Here is a 13,669-nt window from a genome sequence, read left to right on the forward strand (position 1 = left end):
CTACTGGGTAGGAATAAGCGTAGTTGCTCTCTATGAGGGTAGAAGCACTGTCGAACTCCGACAGACGCAAGCCCCCACTTCAAACGACCCGTAAGGGTGTTAAGTGGCGGGGTGTTGACATATAATTGTGTAGGGAGAATATCTGTAACTATTTGTAAAAATAGGAGGCGGCTATAAAAATGAATGAAATTGCTACGTGGGATTTAGATCGATTGTATTCAAAGGGGGATATTCTAGTACCAATATTGGAGTTGAAAGAACAATATTTTGTAACAAAAGATATAGATATTCTTTCAAAACTTATACAAGCTATTGAAAAAGCAGAATACTATTTGTACTGTCGATCGGCTGAAGAAAGTGTTGCATTGGATAACACTAGATTGACTGTGAAAGTAAAGGAAGTAAAAAGTGAAGTGCAGCAAGTCATACAGCAAAGTGAGATGGAAATTACCGATAATACTAGGCTAGTAAAAGATGAACTAAATGCGTGGGAAAATATGTACATACAATTAAGGAATAGGATAGAAATAGAGCACAATAATAAGCAATTATCATTTGGACAAGCAAATCATGTTGCAATGAATAGTGATAATGAAAAGGAAAGACTAGAAGTATTCGAGTCATTAACATGTGCTTTACATAAGGAGAAAGAAATTTTTGCTACTGTATTAAATCAAATAGGAAGATTGCGTAATACGAAGGGTAATGAATTAGAAGATAGAGAGATTTTAGCAGGGTCTCTTCATGCGAATGGTATATCAGAAACTGTATTATTACAAATATGGAATGCGACAGAAGAAAATCTAGATAAATTAGTTAGTGCTTTAAATGTGTATAAGAAAGGCAAAGCTTCGATTACATGGCATGAACTTATGACAGTAAAGGAGAATAATGAGGTTATTATTCCTTTTTCAGTAGCAGTACAAAACATATACGATGCTTTAAAAAATATAGATGAAGAATTAGCAGAATTTGCACGTCATGCGATAGAAAGTGGTTGGGTAGATGCAGAGCCGAGAGAAAGTAAACCACCAGGTGGATTTTGTGCACCTTTTTTCAGTGAGAAAGAATCACGAATCTCTATGCGTTACGACGGAAGTATCGATAGTGTAAGAGTACTTGCCCACGAACTAGGACATGCTTGGCATTTTTATAATATGAGTTTTGAACAATCCTCTTCTTTTTTAGATGATTATTTGCCAATGAGTACAGCTGAATCAGCATCTATTTTCTTTGAAACGGTGCTTATAAATTATTTAATTCAAACAACAGATAGTATAGATATGAAAAAGTCATTGCTTAGCTGGAAAATAAGAAACTGTTTGAATTATGTAATGGCAATTCGAGCATCGTTCGAATTTGAGAAGAACTTTTATGAGAAATGTAAAGAAAGTCCTTTAAGTGCTGATGAAATTGAGAAATTATCTATAGCAGCGCAAGAAAAAGCATACGGGAATGCATTATTAGAATATCAGCCGTTTGTTTGGGTGAAATATATTCAATTTTATATAGCAGATGTTCCTTTTTATAATTATCCATACACATTTGGCTATTTAGTTAGTTTTAGTTTATTAGAAATAGCTCAAGAAAGTAAAAGTACTTTTCACTTGAAATATAAAGAGTTTTTACGAGAAACAGGAAAAGCTCCAGTGGAAGAACTGATGAAAAAACATTTTGAAACAGATATAACGAGCTATGTATTTTGGGATAAAGCTTTTAGACAAATTTCTAAAGATATTGATGAATATTTGAGGCTTATGTAGGGAGAGAGTATAGTGGATCACCAACTTATAAAGGGAATACCTTTTTCAACTTTAGAATATGCAAAAGCTATAAGTTTATTAAAAGGTTGGCTGTATGAACAACAAGAGAAACCAAGATTTGTAGTAACTGCAAATCCTGAAATTGTTATGTCTGCAAAGGAAAATACGGCTAAATCTAAACAGTTTAAAAAGATGTTACTATTTGCGGATTTAATAACAGCGGATGGAATTGGTGTCATAATTGGCTCGAAAATATTAAAAGGAACGCTGAAAGAACGCGTCACTGGGGCAGATATCACTCACGATTTAATAAAATATTGTAACGATAATCGATACCGTGTCTTTCTTTTTGGAGCTGCACCAGAAAGTAATAAAAAGGCATTAGTAAAATTAAATGAGCAGTTCCCAGGAGCACAGTTTAAAGGACAGCATGGATTTGTAAATGGTGAGGAAATAGAAGAAGTAAAAATGAAAATAAAGAAATTCAAGCCGCACTTATTGCTAGTAGGACTAGGTTCACCAAAACAAGAAGAATTCATCTATGAAAACATACAAACATTAAACGTTCCACTATCTATTGGTATTGGTGGTATGATCGATATATTATCTGGTACTGTAAAAAGAGCACCAAAAATTATGAGGGATACTGGAACTGAATGGCTATATAGGTTACTTTCACAGCCGAAAAGATTTAAGAGACAACTTGTACTTCCAAAATTTTTAATTTCAGTTATGGTAGAGAGGATGAAAGGAACAGCAAGTTAAGAAAGGAAAAAAGATGATAGAGTCGTTATCTAATGAAAAAGCTAATATGATATTACAAGAGCTGCAAGTAGAGTGCGAATCTTTATTTGAATTTCAAATACAAAAAGTAATTCCAATTCATCGTGGTTGGTTAAACTTGAAGTGGAAACTCGAAACGGATGTAGGGAACTTTGTATGAAAGCAATATAATAAAGAACGATACGCGATCTATGGGTAGATAATTTCTTATTCCATAACGATAAAGTCTCAGCAATTCTAGATTTTGATCGTATAGATTATGATTATGTAGAATTGGATATTGGGCGTGCGGTTATATCTTGTACCTTACATGATGGGGGTTTAAATAAGAGTCTTGTTGCATCATTCTTAGCGGGGTACCGCAATGAATTAGACTTTCCAGTAGGGAATATTGTTCGGGCAATTCAAATGCTTTGGTACATGGAGAGTACTTGGTGGATTCATGCCAATATGGATCAGCATAGTGTACCACCTTCACGTTTTGCGAATGAAATGAATTGGATAGCTGAAAATTACGGTGCATTACATAATATATTGGCAGATTTATAAGAAAAAAAGGGGACAACATACATGAACAGAATCGGCATTATCGGAGCAATGCAAATTGAAATAGACTTACTTTTAGAAAAACTAGCTATACAAGAGAAACAGACAATTGCGGGGATGCCTTTTTACGTTGGAGAATTCATGGGAATGGAAGTGATTGTTACAAGATGTGGTGTAGGGAAAGTAAATGCAGCCGCATGTACGCAAACGTTAATTCATAAATTTGATGTAGATGCTATCATTAATACGGGTGTTGCTGGCGGGCTACATCCAGATGTAAAAGTTGGAGATGTAGTCATTTCAACTAACGTAACCCATCATGATGTAAGTAAGACTCAAATGAAAAACTTATTCCCGTTCCAAGAGGAATTTCACGCAAGTAAGAAATTAATGGAGTTAGCACGTACTGCATGCAATAGTAGTAGTTTACATATTGGGGTTCATGAAGGAAGAATCGTAAGCGGTGAATGTTTTGTTGAAGATTCAAAACTAAAAGCGAAATTAATAGATGAATATGCACCGCATTGTACAGAGATGGAAGGTGCAGCAATTGGACATGTTGCCTACATAAATGAAGTACCGTTTCTCGTAATACGATGTATTTCTGACAGTGCAGACGATGAAGCACAAATTTCTTATGATGACTTCGCGAAAACGGCCGCAAACTATTGTTCAGAAATTATCGTTGAGATGTTGAAAAATATATCGAGTAAAACTTATAGTTCAAAAGGAGGGAATGAAATGTTACAAGCATTCATTTTTGATATGGACGGAACGTTATTTCAAACAGATAAAATTTTAGAATTATCGTTAGATGATACTTTTGATCATTTACGTTCATTAAAATTATGGGATACGGTAACACCTATTGATAAGTACCGTGAAATTATGGGCGTGCCGTTACCGAAAGTTTGGGAAGTGTTACTACCGAATCATTCTCTTGAAGTAAGAGAACAAACAGATGCATATTTTTTAGAAAGATTAATTGAAAACATTAAGAGTGGAAAAGGTGCTTTATATCCGAATGTAAAAGAGATTTTTACATATATAAAAGAAAATAATTGTTCAATTTATATTGCAAGTAATGGTTTAACTGAATATTTACGAGCAATCGTATCTTATTATGCTTTAGACCAATGGGTTACTGAAACATTTAGTATTGAACAAATAAAATCGCTTAATAAAAGCGACTTAGTAAAAAGTATTTTGAACAAATATGATATAAAAGAAGCAGCCGTAGTTGGGGATCGTTTATCTGATATACATGCAGCTAAAGAAAATGGCTTGATTGCGGTTGGATGTAATTTTGATTTTGCACAAGAAGATGAACTTGTTCAGGCGGATATAGTAATAGATGATTTAATGGAGTTGAAGGGGATATTACCTGCTGTACAGAGATAATAAAGTTATTTAATAATCCTCTTTCTACTAACGGAATAGATTAGCTCAATAGGGAACCCAAAAAAATACTTGTGGCTTCTGAATGTTAAATACAAAGTAGACTCTGCAATAAAGAGGTAGAGAGATAGTATAATTCATTTGTGATAAATTAGTAATAGTTTGAATTGGATTATAAAGTGTGTGCGTTTTTTACCAAGTCCTATATGTCTCATTCTATGGAGGGAATATGCTTAAAAATAATTTTAAAATTAGTAACATTCCTGTAGTTTTATGGGGAGATAAGAGTGAGAAGATTTTTATTGCAGTACATGGAAATATATCAAATAAGGAAGATACAGTTATTCAAATATTAGCTGAAGAAGCTAATCAAAAAGGCTATCAAGTATTAAGCTTTGATTTACCTGAGCATGGAGAAAGAACAAATGATAATACCCCTTGCAAAGTACAGGTTTGTGCTAGTGAATTATCTATAATTATGAATTACGCAAAAGAACATTGGAAAGAAGTAAGTGTGTTTGCATGTAGTATAGGTGCGTATTTTAGCCTTTTAGCTTATCAAAATGATGTGATAGAAAAGGCGTTATTTTTATCACCAGTAGTTAATATGGAACGAATTATCGAAAATATGATGAAATGGTTTAATGTAACACCAGAGCTTTTGCAAAAAGAAATGACTATAGAGACACCGATTGGTCAAAAGTTATATTGGGATTATTTATGTTATGTAAAAGAACATCCTATTAATACATGGAATACAGATACATATATTATGTACGGGGCCAAGGATGAACTGTGCGAATTTAAAATTATTAATGATTTTACAAAAAAACATCGTTGTGAATTAGAAGTCATGGAGACGGGTGAACATTACTTTCATACTGCAGAACAGTTAAAGATATTTCAACAGTGGTTACACAAACATATCAATTAACGAAGTATAATTTATCTTGGGTCTGTTTGAGAATAAACTAATATAATATTTCATCATATTTGAGTACAAATAGTTTTAAACGTATAGCAATTAAACAATTATATTATCGATTTACATCTGAAGTGCAAAATACGCATGACACAAATTGAATGAAGTAACAACCATAAAAATGCTCAGAATAAATAGTTCTTGAGCATTTTATGTATTTTCATATTAAGGAGGAATTTATTTGAAAGATATACATATTCAACAAATTGAAGATTTAATGTTATACGAACACAATTACCTTGTTCAAGAAAGCAAAGAAGAAGGATTTAATTTCCTAATAAAACTAATAAGTGAATATGAAAATAAAATAAACACATTTAATAAAACTGGTGAATGTTTATATGGTATTTTTCAAGGGGAAAAGTTAATTGGAATAGGAGGGTTGAATGAGGATCCTTATACAGAAAATAATAAGATTGGCCGATTAAGGAGATTTTATATTTTAAAGAATTATCGTCGTATAGGGCTAGGGAAGTTGTTATTAAACCAACTATTATCTTATGCGGAAAAGAATTTTAAAGTAGTTGTTTTACATACAGATACAAAGCAAGGCGATGCATTTTATACTGCAAATGGATTTGTGAAAGGGGAATTATTTAAAGGATCTAGTCATTATAAAGTATTATATGAGTAAAAAAGAGACCTCAGCTTCGAAACATAAGCTTATGAAGTCTCTTTTTTCTAGTCAATTATGTTCAACGTTCATTTCTTTCAATAATCCCTTCGGATCACCTTTCACATAATAAAAATGCGGGTTGTTTTCATCATCGTAAAGCATAATATAAGGTTTTTCGTTAAGTGGTAGAAGAATAAGTACTTCATCAATTGTAGTTTGTAGCCATTGATTTGTAATCGAAACTGGTTTAGATAGAGGGATTTTTATCATGTGACCATCTTTTGGAACGACATTTAAGTTTTTGAACGGGCTAGTAATAGATTTAGCATATTGAACAGCTTCTTTTTGAATAGCTGAATCTAAAGATTGTTTTTGAACGACCATTTCTTTTTTGCAATCAAATACTTCAATTTGTTGATTACTATTTGCGAACACGTTTGTCGATAATAAGAAACAAAGAAGAGTAATGACCCCAATTTTTTTAATCATAATACAACACCTCGTCTTTACTATACCCTTAAAAAGTTCAAATATTTTTCTGTCACATTTATGTAACAAAGAAGTTGTATAATACAGTTGGTTTTTGTTTAAAAGTAATGGAGGATCATTCATGAAAGTATTAATTGCAGATGATGAACAAGATATGTTAAGGATTTTAAAAGCTTATTTTGAAAAAGAAGGCTTTGAAGTGTTATTAGCGAAAGATGGAGAGGAAGCACTTCAAATATTTTATGATGAGAAAATTGATTTAGCTATTTTAGATTGGATGATGCCGAAACATAGTGGCATTACTGTCTGTCAAGAAATAAAAAAGAATTCAAGCGTAAAAGTATTAATGCTTACGGCGAAAAGTGAAAGTGAAGATGAATTAGCAGCGCTTCAAAGCGGAGCAGATGAATACGTAAAAAAACCATTTCATCCAGGCGTACTCATTACTCGAGCGAAAAAGCTAATACAACACGATGATGTCATTCAAGTTCAAGATTTGAAAATTGATTTTACGAAAAATAAAGTTTATAAAAATGACAAAGAGTTAGATATTACAAAAACAGAGCTAGAATTAATAAAGTGTTTTTTAAATCATAAAGGCATGATTTTAACTCGTAAAAAATTGTTAGATATCGTATGGGGATTTGACTATTTTGGAGAAGAGCGAACTGTTGATACACATGTAAGGAGATTACGAAAAAAAGTTGGAGAAAATATTATAAAGACGCACCGTGGGCTAGGATATAGTTTGGAGGAACAGAGTGAATAAACTTGGAAAAAAACTATTTCTCAGCATTTCTTTAACTGTTATTCTTATTTTTACGATTTCTTTATTATTAATTAACTATCTTTTACCGAAATATAATATTTACAAAACACGAGAAAGTTTAAAAGGTATTACAGCACAAATACAGTCCATACCGAGCGAACAAATAGATGAAGCAATTTCTAGCATTGAAAATAAAGGAACTGTTACGATTGCGTATACATCAATTAACAATTCGGAAGATCATATTAATGATGAGTTACGCTTGCAACTTACAAGGAAAAGAGTTGCCCTTAATAAACTTTGGATTACAAAAGGTGAAATAATAAAAGTAAAGAACTTCGGACAATTGAATAAAATATATGATCAAGAGAAAACCAAATCTAGTTTTTTTGTGAAATATATTGCGAAAAACGATATGTTGATTTTAGTAGGGGTTTCTATCGCACATTCGAATGAAATAATAAAAACGTTAAACGCATTGTATTTATTCATTTTAGGTATGACGATTTTACTTATTATTGTACTTGTATGGATATTGTCAAAAGCAATTACGACACCACTGAAAGAATTAAGTGATGTCGCAGAAGATATTTCACGTTTAAAGTTTAAAAAGACAAAAGTGAAAACGAATGATGAAATAGGAGACTTAGCCACTAGTATTAATATCATGAGTGAAAAACTACATGAAGCCCATGAAGATTTAACAGATCGAAATGAACATTTAAAACGATTTATGGGTGATGTGACGCATGAATTAAAAACACCAATAGCACTAGTAAAAGCATATTCTATGGGAATAAAAGATGGTCTAGATGATGGTATGTACATAGATACAATCATTAAACAAACAGATCAAATATCAAATTTAATTGAAGAATTATTACGATTTTCTAAATTGGAAAGAGATGTTTTGCAAAAAGAAGAATTCTCTATTAAATCACTACTCCAAAGTATTATAGATAAGCATAAGATTGAACTGGATTCAAAAGAAATTGATTTGCATGTGAATTATAATGTTGGCGATGCAATTATTTATGCAGATGTAAATAAAATGAGTATGGTATTACAAAATTTAATTTCCAATGCGATAAAATATACAACAAATCAAAATATAAAAATTACTTTAGAAGATCGAAATGAAAGTGTATATTTTCAAATTCAAAATGGTATGAATGGTGAACAAATGAAAGATATCGATAAAATTTGGGAGCCTTTTTACGTCTTAGAATCTTCTCGTAGTAAAGACCATTCAGGTACAGGACTAGGTTTAGCAATCGTGAAAAGTATTTTAGAAAGGCATGGTTTTGACTATGGTGTATCTACTATAGAGGGAGAAATACGGTTTTATATAACTATGAAGAATGAATAATTTAATACGATTAGAAGCATCGTCTATTAATAGGCGATGCTTCTAATTGATTATATGTGAGTAGTAAACGAGAATAAATAACTTCAAAAAATCGTTGGAAGAGTGTTCTGCAAATTTCTCAAGTGGTTGTATGAAGTATTAACTGAATTTTCAGTAATTTTGTTGTATAGTAAAAGGAGAAATATATGGGGAGGAAAGAGTATGGGGAAAAAGAAAATAGCTACACTATCAGCAATATTATCTTTATCAATTGCATCAGGTGTTTCTAGTATGACTGCGTATGCGGACAATAAAGACACAAACTACATAAATAAGAATGACGTTAAATTAAATGGAAAAATCTCAGAAGCGTTACGTTCAAACACGAAGATTGAATTAGAGAATGGGATGACAAAACCGATTTACTCGCTTGATGAAGCGATTGTTGAAAATTTATTTGTAGAAACGGAAGTAGATAGTGATCGAGATGGAAAAAAAGATCGAGTATCAGTAAAAGTTATGCGTCCAAAAACTGATCCAAATGTGAAAGTTCCTGTTATATATGAAATGAGTCCATATCGAGCGGGTTTAAAAGACGTTCCTGTATATAATGTAGATGAAGAATTGTATGCGTATGAAGGCAAACCGTATGGAGCTGTTAATCTTGGTTCATACGGAAATTATTATGTACCAAGAGGCTATGCAGTCATTTTAGGTGAAAGTATTGGAACTGGAAAATCAGATGGATGTCCGACTACTGGGGACGAACAAGAAATATTGGGGACGAAATCTGTCATTGATTGGGTAAATGGACGTGCGAAAGCATATACAGAAAATGGTGAGGAAGTTAAAGCCGATTGGTCAACAGGAAATGTAGGTATGACTGGAGTCTCTTATAATGGTACGTTACCGAATGCTGTTGCAACGACAGGCGTTGAAGGGTTAAAAACAATTATACCAATTGCAGCGATTAGTAGTTGGTATGATTATTATCGTGCAAACGGTGCAGTCATTGCGCCAGGTGGATACCAAGGAGAAGATACAGATAATATGGCAGAAGCAGTACTAACAAGAGAAAATCCTGAAGTTTGTGGACAAGTAATAAAAGAGTTAACAGCAGGACAGGACCGGAAAACTGGTAATTATAATAATTTTTGGGATAAACGTAATTATGTAAAAGATGCTAAAAACGTAAAAGCGAGTGTATTTGTTGTTCATGGTTTAAATGATTGGAATGTAAAGACGAAGCAGTTTGCACAGTGGTGGGAAGCGCTTGGAGAGAATGGTGTCCCTCGTAAAATGTGGTTACATCAAGGTGGACACGGTGGGACATCAACGAATGACTGGCAAAAAACACAAAATAAATGGTTTGATTACTGGCTATATGGAATTGAAAATGGCATTATGAATGAACCAATGGTTGATGTACAACGTGAAAATAAAACATGGGAAAAATTAAAAAATTGGCCAGATCCAGCAGCTGTACCGTCAAAAATTCGGATGTATTTAAGTAACAAAGCAGTTAATTTACCATTGAGCATGGGGGCTGTTAATAAGGTGTTTTCATTCGAAGATGATGCAAAAATGAAATCAAACGAATTAGTAGCAAACCCAGAATTAGAAGTAGCCAATCGATTAGTGTATACAATGCCTGTACTGCCAAAAGATACGCGTATAAGTGGTACGCCAAAGATTTCAATTACAGGAAATATTGATCGATCTGTATCAAATTTAACAGCATTACTTGTTGACTATGGAGGAACGAAGCCGGAAATCGTAACACGAGGCTGGATGGATCCACAAAACTTAAAGAGTATAGAAACTTCAACAGCGATTCAACCGGGCAAAGATTATACATTTACATGGGACATGCAGCCAGATGATTATGTCTTTAAAGCTGGGCATCAAATTGGAGTTGTTTTAATTGCAAGTGATTATGATTATACAATTAGACCAAAAGCGGGCACGAAGCTTACAGTGAAATTAAGTGAAGTGACATTGCCAATTGTGAAATAAATAGTTATGGATAAAGAGCTTACTACAAAGTAAGCTCTTTACATTTTGAAAGGGGGAGTTTAATGTGAATGTTTATTGGTAGATACAAAAAGGCTTACAATAAATAAAAAAATTGCATTTATGATCAATAGGCCACTAAATGTAAGCCCAGCAAAACCTCCAGCGAATCCATCTCCTACTTTTTCACCAATTACATGCAAAGTGGCAAAGAAAACGATGGGGGAAGAAAGAATGAAAATGCCACTTGTAATTTTCCATATTCGTCTATACTTCTTTGCAATAAAGAAAATTACAGCATTAAAAGCAATAAGAAGTAAAAGAAATATAATGAATGAATTCATCATAGGCTCCTCTTGGTAAAATTCTGAATTTTCATTCACAAGGAAATGTTATATAATATGATTATATTGTATGGAAAGCGAGTGATATATTATGACAGTCAGCTCTTTCGAATTTTCATTAAAAGTAAAGGTACAGGAAGATTAATTGAATTAAAATCTTCCGTACGTAAAAAACGGAGGAGAAAATAAATGTTTAGTTTTTATAGTACACTTTGCACGGAACTTTATGATTTCACAAAGCCTGTCGGTTATTCTTTAAATGGTGATATTGAGTATTACGAAGAACGTTTAAAAACTTGCACTGGAAGAATTCTCGAAGCAGCGGTAGGATCAGGGCGCGTCATCATTCCACTTTTAGAGGCTGGATTTAAAGTAGATGGGATAGATTATTCACCTGAAATGCTAGAATCGTGCCGCGTGCGATGTAAAGAGAGAAACTTACATCCTAATTTATATGAAGGAAGCTTACAACAATTTTCACTGCCACATAAATACGAGGCAATTATCATTCCTACTGGATCTTTTTGTTTAATTGAAAATCGTGTGGATTCTATAAACGTATTGAAATGTTTTTATGAACATCTTAATCCAGGCGGGCGATTAATCGTAGATATTATGCTTCCCCATGACTGGAAGACTGGAGAAATTCATACATCGACTTTTTCTTTGCCGAGCGGAGACGGAATTACATTAGAAAATAAATCAATTGAAATAGATTGGCTGAACCAAGTTACTCTATCATATTTAAAATATGAAAAATGGAGTAAAGGACAGTTAGTACAAACAGAACTACAACGCTTTGCGATGCGCTGGTATGGAATAGAAGAGTTTAAACTTCTGTTAGAAAGTATAGGTTTCTCTAACATTACTTGTTCTGCTGATTATGTTTATGAAAAAGAACCGTCAAATGCTAATCAAATGTTTACTTTTGAAGCCGTGCGAAAAGAAAAATAAAGAACTACTTAAGAAAACAAGGCGATCGACATAATATCGATTGCCTTGTTTTAATCGTATATTACTTACATGCTATTTCGTTTTCATCGTCCAAGCATCTTTCTATTAACTACATATGATATTTATATTAGAGACAGTCACTATTTTAAATAGAACTGTTATTTTTCTATAAATGTTATTTTGGAGAAGTAGGGGGATAAATTTGGAGAACGTAGAACAAGATAGAATTGAGAATCAAGTGTATTCAAATCGTGTAGTAAGATCAGAATTTGATGCGAATTGGGAAACGTGTATATCAAAAAGTGGTTATGTAATTTATGTAGCAACAAGTAACAATGCTGAAGTAACAGTACTTCTTGCAGATGGTTCAAGTAAATTATTAATTTTTGAAAAAGGCGGTAAAGTAGTAGTAGGTGGCGGTGGAACAAGTCATTACAGTAAGCCGCATATCGCAAGAAATATTTAAGGAGTTAATTGAGAAGAAACCTATAAGTAATATAGAAAAAGCATTTCCTATTTCGGGAAATGCTTTTTCTATGTTATAGTATAATAGTGTTTCAAAACAATGTTATTTTAATATATTTCAGATTTTGTTGTGTATTATTTTTATATTAAATTAGTTGTGTAAGTATTTTTTTATATAAGGAGTAATAATTAGAGAAATGAAAAATATCGACTTTATACTAGAAAGTGATGAGGCATTAAAACCGTCTGAACGATTAGTACTATTATTATTAGAGAAGCATAGAATGTTATATACGAACGATCTATTAGCATTATCTAATTTATCATATAAAACATTAACGGATTCATTAACAGCACTAGTTTTAAAATCATATGTACTAAAGGAAACAGGCAAGGGAAGAAGACAGAATTGTTATAGATTGGTATGATAAGATTCCTCATTTTAGAGATCTCATATTAATGTTTTTTGAATGTAAGGGTAAATTCTATTTTGGTTTTCAAATGAAAAATACAGGACAAGGTTCGCTTGCATATTTCAATTTCATTTTTATTAATGTAATTCTATCGTTATTGAAAATAGAAAAATAAAATAAACTGCAAAAAACAGAAATAAAAAAATAATCCGTTTTTAAAATGGATTGTTTTTTATTGGAATAATATTATTTAATGAATGGAAAACAGGAATGATTATTCTACTTCACTTGTATACTTTTCAGGTAATAATTCCATTACGTTACATTTTACAAGTTCACCATTATAAGAAAGTATAACATTCGTATTTTTTCCGTAATCACTTATTAATTCTCGACACATCCCACATGGAGCAACAACCCAACATTTTTCTATATCTTCATGAGGGTGTGGGTGTGCAACTGCTACAATGGTATCAAATTCATGATCACCTTCGGAAATAGATTTTCCTATTGCCATGGCTTCACCACATACTGTTATTCTTCCAACATTTGCTTCAACATGCACTGCTGCATAAATATTACCCGTTTTAGTTCGTACAGCTGAACCGATATGATGACGACCATATTTATAGTTTTTTTCGATTACTTTTTCAGCAGCTATAATTAAATTATAGTCTTCACTATTTAAAGGCATTACTTGTAACATAATTTCTCCTCCTTATAAAACATGATTATTGATATTTTAACGAAATATTTTGATATTTTAAAATAAAAGATAGAAATACG

14 protein-coding genes and 1 pseudogene are annotated in these 13,669 nt (G+C 32.3%); 12 read left to right on the forward strand and 3 right to left on the reverse strand.

Translation table 11 applies throughout. From position 1 onward, the window contains the following. The first annotated feature begins 179 nt into the window (after positions 1-179). The 6 genes and pseudogenes from MR083_RS02480 (at position 180) to MR083_RS02505 (ending at position 6,106) form a co-directional block, all read left to right on the forward strand. Positions 180-1,763: a M3 family metallopeptidase gene (locus MR083_RS02480; RefSeq protein ID WP_242268427.1), complete on the forward strand. Its 1,584-nt coding sequence runs from the start codon at positions 180-182 to the stop codon at positions 1,761-1,763. 12 nt (positions 1,764-1,775) lie between these two features. Continuing rightward, on the forward strand, positions 1,776-2,528 hold the full coding sequence (locus MR083_RS02485; RefSeq protein WP_046647368.1) for a WecB/TagA/CpsF family glycosyltransferase: 753 nt from the start codon (positions 1,776-1,778) through the stop codon (positions 2,526-2,528). Between the two features lie 13 nt (positions 2,529-2,541). Beyond that, positions 2,542-3,095, forward strand: a pseudogene (locus MR083_RS02490) (phosphotransferase). Between the two features lie 21 nt (positions 3,096-3,116). Continuing rightward, entirely contained in the window at positions 3,117-4,493 is a 1,377-nt protein-coding gene (locus tag MR083_RS02495) for a 5'-methylthioadenosine/adenosylhomocysteine nucleosidase (protein WP_242268429.1), read from the forward strand. A gap of 226 nt (positions 4,494-4,719) precedes the next feature. Next, the gene (locus MR083_RS02500) at positions 4,720-5,424 is read left to right on the forward strand and encodes an alpha/beta hydrolase (protein WP_000916871.1); all 705 of its coding nucleotides are present in this window, start codon (positions 4,720-4,722) and stop codon (positions 5,422-5,424) included. A gap of 229 nt (positions 5,425-5,653) precedes the next feature. Beyond that, positions 5,654-6,106 carry a GNAT family N-acetyltransferase gene (locus MR083_RS02505; protein WP_000651674.1) on the forward strand — a complete coding sequence of 151 codons (453 nt, stop codon included), beginning with the start codon at positions 5,654-5,656 and terminating at the stop codon, positions 6,104-6,106. Between the two features lie 51 nt (positions 6,107-6,157). On the opposite strand, the gene MR083_RS02510 is transcribed toward MR083_RS02505, so the two are convergent. After that, the gene (locus MR083_RS02510; protein ID WP_242268431.1) at positions 6,158-6,577 is read right to left on the reverse strand and encodes a hypothetical protein; all 420 of its coding nucleotides are present in this window, start codon (positions 6,575-6,577) and stop codon (positions 6,158-6,160) included. Between the two features lie 121 nt (positions 6,578-6,698). Here MR083_RS02510 and MR083_RS02515 point away from each other — a divergent pair, with 121 nt between their 5' ends. The 3 genes from MR083_RS02515 to MR083_RS02525 all read left to right on the forward strand — a co-directional run bounded on the left by MR083_RS02515 (position 6,699) and on the right by MR083_RS02525 (position 10,710). Further along, the gene (locus MR083_RS02515; RefSeq protein ID WP_000865980.1) at positions 6,699-7,346 is read left to right on the forward strand and encodes a response regulator transcription factor; all 648 of its coding nucleotides are present in this window, start codon (positions 6,699-6,701) and stop codon (positions 7,344-7,346) included. Further along, on the forward strand, positions 7,339-8,715 hold the full coding sequence (locus MR083_RS02520; RefSeq protein ID WP_242268432.1) for a sensor histidine kinase: 1,377 nt from the start codon (positions 7,339-7,341) through the stop codon (positions 8,713-8,715). Before MR083_RS02515 ends, MR083_RS02520 begins: the two co-directional genes overlap by 8 nt. A 201-nt stretch (positions 8,716-8,916) precedes the next feature. Beyond that, positions 8,917-10,710, forward strand: coding sequence for a Xaa-Pro dipeptidyl-peptidase (locus tag MR083_RS02525; protein WP_242268434.1), 1,794 nt, complete (start codon positions 8,917-8,919; stop codon positions 10,708-10,710). Positions 10,711-10,769: 59 nt separating this feature from the next. Here MR083_RS02525 and MR083_RS02530 read toward each other — a convergent pair whose 3' ends face one another. After that, positions 10,770-11,051: a hypothetical protein gene (locus MR083_RS02530; protein WP_011040419.1), complete on the reverse strand. Its 282-nt coding sequence runs from the start codon at positions 11,049-11,051 to the stop codon at positions 10,770-10,772. Between the two features lie 189 nt (positions 11,052-11,240). Between MR083_RS02530 and MR083_RS02535 the strand changes: the two genes are divergently transcribed. From MR083_RS02535 to MR083_RS02545, 3 genes are all read left to right on the forward strand, one after another. Continuing rightward, entirely contained in the window at positions 11,241-12,005 is a 765-nt protein-coding gene (locus tag MR083_RS02535) for a class I SAM-dependent methyltransferase (RefSeq protein WP_000490891.1), read from the forward strand. A gap of 202 nt (positions 12,006-12,207) precedes the next feature. Further along, complete coding sequence (locus tag MR083_RS02540; RefSeq protein ID WP_000432426.1) at positions 12,208-12,471, forward strand: hypothetical protein; 264 nt, start codon at positions 12,208-12,210, stop codon at positions 12,469-12,471. 196 nt (positions 12,472-12,667) lie between these two features. Continuing rightward, the gene (locus MR083_RS02545; protein WP_000789031.1) at positions 12,668-12,898 is read left to right on the forward strand and encodes a hypothetical protein; all 231 of its coding nucleotides are present in this window, start codon (positions 12,668-12,670) and stop codon (positions 12,896-12,898) included. A gap of 259 nt (positions 12,899-13,157) precedes the next feature. Here the strand turns inward: MR083_RS02545 and MR083_RS02550 are convergent, their stop codons facing one another. Then, on the reverse strand, positions 13,158-13,589 hold the full coding sequence (locus MR083_RS02550) for a cytidine deaminase (RefSeq protein WP_242268436.1): 432 nt from the start codon (positions 13,587-13,589) through the stop codon (positions 13,158-13,160). Between the last annotated feature and the right edge of the window lie 80 nt (positions 13,590-13,669).

Origin of the sequence: Bacillus cereus group sp. BfR-BA-01408, from assembly GCF_022663305.1 — a bacterium.
Classification (GTDB): Bacteria; Bacillota; Bacilli; order Bacillales; family Bacillaceae_G; genus Bacillus_A; species Bacillus_A pacificus.

What these genes read in the sequence shown, in the direction of transcription:
- MR083_RS02480 (WP_242268427.1), top strand. Translation starts at nt 180, where the DNA reads ATGAATGAAATTGCTACGTGGGATTTAGATCGATTGTATTCAAAGGGG.
- MR083_RS02495 (WP_242268429.1), top strand. Translation starts at nt 3,117, where the DNA reads ATGAACAGAATCGGCATTATCGGAGCAATGCAAATTGAAATAGACTTA.
- MR083_RS02500 (WP_000916871.1), top strand. Translation starts at nt 4,720, where the DNA reads ATGCTTAAAAATAATTTTAAAATTAGTAACATTCCTGTAGTTTTATGG.
- MR083_RS02510 (WP_242268431.1), bottom strand. Translation starts at nt 6,577, where the DNA reads ATGATTAAAAAAATTGGGGTCATTACTCTTCTTTGTTTCTTATTATCG.
- MR083_RS02515 (WP_000865980.1), top strand. Translation starts at nt 6,699, where the DNA reads ATGAAAGTATTAATTGCAGATGATGAACAAGATATGTTAAGGATTTTA.
- MR083_RS02525 (WP_242268434.1), top strand. Translation starts at nt 8,917, where the DNA reads ATGGGGAAAAAGAAAATAGCTACACTATCAGCAATATTATCTTTATCA.
- MR083_RS02530 (WP_011040419.1), bottom strand. Translation starts at nt 11,051, where the DNA reads ATGAATTCATTCATTATATTTCTTTTACTTCTTATTGCTTTTAATGCT.
- MR083_RS02535 (WP_000490891.1), top strand. Translation starts at nt 11,241, where the DNA reads ATGTTTAGTTTTTATAGTACACTTTGCACGGAACTTTATGATTTCACA.
- MR083_RS02545 (WP_000789031.1), top strand. Translation starts at nt 12,668, where the DNA reads ATGAAAAATATCGACTTTATACTAGAAAGTGATGAGGCATTAAAACCG.
- MR083_RS02550 (WP_242268436.1), bottom strand. Translation starts at nt 13,589, where the DNA reads ATGTTACAAGTAATGCCTTTAAATAGTGAAGACTATAATTTAATTATA.